The sequence below is a fragment of the Duganella callida genome (assembly GCF_004614165.1).
Taxonomy (GTDB): Bacteria; Pseudomonadota; Gammaproteobacteria; order Burkholderiales; family Burkholderiaceae_D; genus Rugamonas; species Rugamonas callida.
Genome location: NZ_SPVG01000269.1, coordinates 1 through 3,649 on the forward strand (window position 1 = coordinate 1; position 3,649 = coordinate 3,649).

2 protein-coding genes and 1 pseudogene are annotated in these 3,649 nt (G+C 69.1%); 1 reads left to right on the top strand and 2 read right to left on the bottom strand.

Translation table 11 applies throughout. The features are described 5' to 3' along the window. Nucleotides 1–338: pseudogene (locus tag E4L98_RS28520) on the bottom strand (hypothetical protein); the annotation flags it as partial. 24 nt (nt 339–362) lie between these two features. Then, nucleotides 363–1,631, bottom strand: coding sequence for an EAL domain-containing response regulator (locus E4L98_RS28525; protein WP_135204920.1), 1,269 nt, complete (start codon nt 1,629–1,631; stop codon nt 363–365). A 300-nt stretch (nt 1,632–1,931) separates the two neighbouring features. On the opposite strand from E4L98_RS28525, the gene E4L98_RS28530 reads away from it, so the two are divergent. Beyond that, nucleotides 1,932–3,649 (top strand): sensor histidine kinase (locus E4L98_RS28530; protein WP_135204921.1); only part of this gene is annotated, 1,718 nt, incomplete at its 3' end.

Consider the following 3,649-nt stretch of genomic DNA (forward strand, 5'->3'; position numbering starts at 1 on the left):
GCCAGCGGCGCCGCCGCGTCGGCGCCGGACGCGGCCGCCTTGCGCGCCTGCTGCGCCTGCTGGATGAAACGGTTCAGCGGCGCCAGGTAGCGCAAGCCTTCCAGCTCCGATTCGGCGCTGGCCAGCTGCTCGCGCTCGGCGACGACCAGGTAGCTCAGCGCAAAGGCCAGCGGCAGCATGAACGCCACGCTGATCCACAGCGACTTGGCGGGAAAACGGATGGCGCGGAACAGGCGGATGCCCGGCGCCAGCCAGCCGTGGTAAGCAAAGAAGCCGCTGTCGCGCGGGCGCGCCGCCTGGCGCCGGGTGGGCGCCGGCGCGGGCAAGGTCATCTCCATATTGTTCTCCTGTGGGGTGCGGGGTCAGTGCACGGTGGACGCCAGCCCGGCGGGCAGCGCCGGCGCGGCGATCCAGTTCAGTAATTCCGCCTGCGCCATCGGGCGGGCGAACAGATAGCCCTGCCCGGCCGGGCAGCCCATGTTGCGCAGCAGGCGCAGTTCCGATTCATGTTCGATGCCTTCGGCCACCACTTGCATGTCGAGGCGATTGCCCAGCGCCACCATGGCTTCCAGCATGGTGCGCGCCTTGCGCGAGCCGGCCAGGCTGCTGACGAAGGAGCGGTCGATTTTGAGTTCGGTGAATGGCAGGCTGAGCAGCAAAGCCATGGACGAGTAGCCGATGCCGAAGTCGTCCACGGCGAAGCGGAAGCCGCGCAGGCGCAGGCGGGCGGCGCAGTCGCGCACCAGTTGCGGGTTGCGCGCCATGGCGGTTTCGGTCAGCTCCAGCGTGATGCGGCCCGGTGCGATCGCGTGTTGCTGCGCCATCACCAGCAGGCGATCCGGCAGCCCCGGATCCTCCAGCGTGTGCGGCGCCAGGTTCAGCGCCAGCGCGACCGGCTGCGGGCCCCAGTGCGCGGCATCGCTGAGCGCCTGGTCCAGCAGTTGGTAGGTGAGCTGATCGATCAGCGCGTTGTCTTCCATCGCCGGGATGAAATGCGCCGGGCTCAGCACCGCATGGTTGGGCATGCGCCAGCGTGCCAGGATTTCCACCCCCAGCAGCCGGCCGCTGCCCAGGTCGACCTTGGGCTGGTAGTAGGGCTGGAACACGCCGTCGTCCAGCGCCGCCCGCAGTGCCGGCAGTGTCGGCTGGCTGGCCGGCGCCAGTGGCGGCGTCTGGTGCGGCGCCAGTTGCGCGCCGCACTGCGCCAGCAGCCGCGCCACCGCTTCCAGCGACAGCGGCTTGGACAGCCGCCCCAGCACCTGCGCGCCGCGCTCGAGCAGCGCATGCTCCACCGTGCTCATGATGGCCGCCTCGGCGCCGGACACGATGGCCACCGCGCCGATGTCGAAGCCGGCCGCGCGCTGCAGGAATTCGACGCCGTCCATGCCGGGCAGGCTGAGATCGCTGATCACCAGATCGCACGGCGACGCCGCCAGGTAGGCCAGCGCGGTCCAGCCGTCGGCGGCCGCGAACAGTTGGCTGACGCCACAGTGGCGCAACGCGGCGGTCAGCAATTCGCGCTGGACCGGATCGTCTTCCACCAGCAGCACGCGCAACGCGGCGACGCCGGGCTGGGGGACGGCGACGGAATCTGGCGACAGACCAGCGCGGGTATCGGACAAGGTGTGCATGACGGCGCTCCGGTTCAGGCAATAAACCACGGGACGTGGGGTGATCGCTAAACGGCGGTATCGGCGGCCGTGAAAAACCAGGCCTGACCGACTGGGGTCAGGAAGGCGGGAAGTGGCACCAGCCTGCACAACAAAGGGGGCTGACAGACGTTTCGGTGCACCACGGAATTCATGTTACCTGAAGTTAATTTTTGTTGCAATTGATGCCCGATGGGAATGTTGCGTCATCCCTACAGCGGGCCGCGCCGGCGGTGGCACGGCCACGGCGCCGTGCTATCGTGACAAAAAGATCAGCCCGCCATGCCAGAAGCCCGCCGCTCCCGCCGCCTGATCACCGCCACCGCCGCCGCCCTGCTGCTGACGCTGGCCGCGGTGCTGGCATTCGCCCTGTTTCAGGCGCACAAGAGCGAACTGGAGGATTGGGAAGCCCAGCTCAACAACACTTCGCTGCTGCTGGCGCAGCAAACCTCGAACGAGATGGGCGCGGCCGACCTGGTGCTGGACGGCATGCTGGAGCGTATCCGCACGCTCGGCGTGCACGACGACGCCTCGCTGCGCGCGCGGCTGCGCAACGAGGCCGAATTCCAGCGCCTGCTCGACCGCAAGAAAGTGGTGCCGCAGATCGATGTCGCCACCGTGGTGGCCGCCAACGGCGACGTGGTGTATTTCACGCGCAGCTATCCGGCCCCGCCGATCAATCTGGCCGACCGCGATTACTTCCGCGCCCACCGCGACCAGCCGCAGCTGACGGTGTACGTCAGCCAGCCGGTGCGCAACAAGGGCAACGGCGAGTGGACCTTTTACCTGAGCCGCCGCATCAGCGCGCCGGACGGCGGCTTTCTCGGCGTGGTGCTGGTCGGCGTCTCGTGCCGCCAGCTGAGCGACTTCTTCAGCAAGATCAACCTCGGCGACGACGCCAGCGTCACGCTGTACCGGCGCGACTTCGTCACCCTGACCCGCTGGCCGCAGCAGGACGGCCAGATGGGGCGCCCCAACCGCGGCGGCAGCACCTACGACATCATCGAACGCCAGCGGCGCGAACACGGCGTGATGGTGCTGGACACGCCGCGCCAGGCGCAGGACTTGCAGCGCGTGCGGCGCATGGGCGCGGCGCGCCTGATCCCCAACTACCCGATGATCATCAACATCACCGTGACCGAGCAGCTGTTCCTGCAGCAGTGGCGCGAATTCGCCTGGCAGCTCGTCATCGTGGGCGGGCTGTGCGGCGTTGCCGTGCTGGCCGCGTTTGCCATCGTGCTGCGCGAGATGGGCAACCGCGACCGCGCGGTGCGCCAGCAGCGCGCGCTCAAGGCGGAAGCCGATGCGGCCAACCGCGCCAAGAGCGATTTCCTGGCCATGATCAGCCACGAGATCCGCACCCCGCTGACCGCCGTGATCGGCTTCGCCGAGCATCTCGAACAGGCCGCCTCGCTGCGCGAAGCGGAGGAACTGGGCGGCATCATCGCGCGCAACGGCCACCTGCTGCTGGCGCTGATAAACGACATCCTCGACATGTCCAAGGTCGAGTCGGGCAAGCTGGCGCTGGAGCAGGTGGCGTTCGCGCCGGCCGAGGCGCTGGCGGCGGTCGACCTGCTGATGCGCGGCCAGGCCGCGCAGCGCGGCATCGCCTTCGACAGCCGCACCTGCGCCGACTGCCCGCCGGCCGTGCTGGGCGACCCCACGCGCTGGCGGCAGATCCTGCTGAATCTGGTGTCGAACGCGCTCAAGTTCACCGAGCGCGGCGCCGTCACGGTGACGGTCGGCTACCAGCCGGCGCAACAGATGCTGACGTGCGCAGTGCGCGACACCGGCATCGGCATGGCGCCGGACCAGGTGGCGCGCCTGTTCCAGCCGTTTGAGCAGGCCGACAGCAGCATCGCGCGCCGCTTCGGCGGCACCGGCCTGGGCCTGTTCCTGGTGCGCCGGCTGGCGCACGCCATGGGCGGCGATATCAGCATCGACAGCACGCCGGGCGCAATCCAGCCGCACGGTTTTTTGCTGGCGCTGGATGCCGCGCG

Bases quoted from the DNA above. Each gene is read 5' to 3' on its own strand.
- E4L98_RS28525 (WP_135204920.1), bottom strand. From the start codon at position 1,631: ATGCACACCTTGTCCGATACCCGCGCTGGTCTGTCGCCAGATTCCGTC.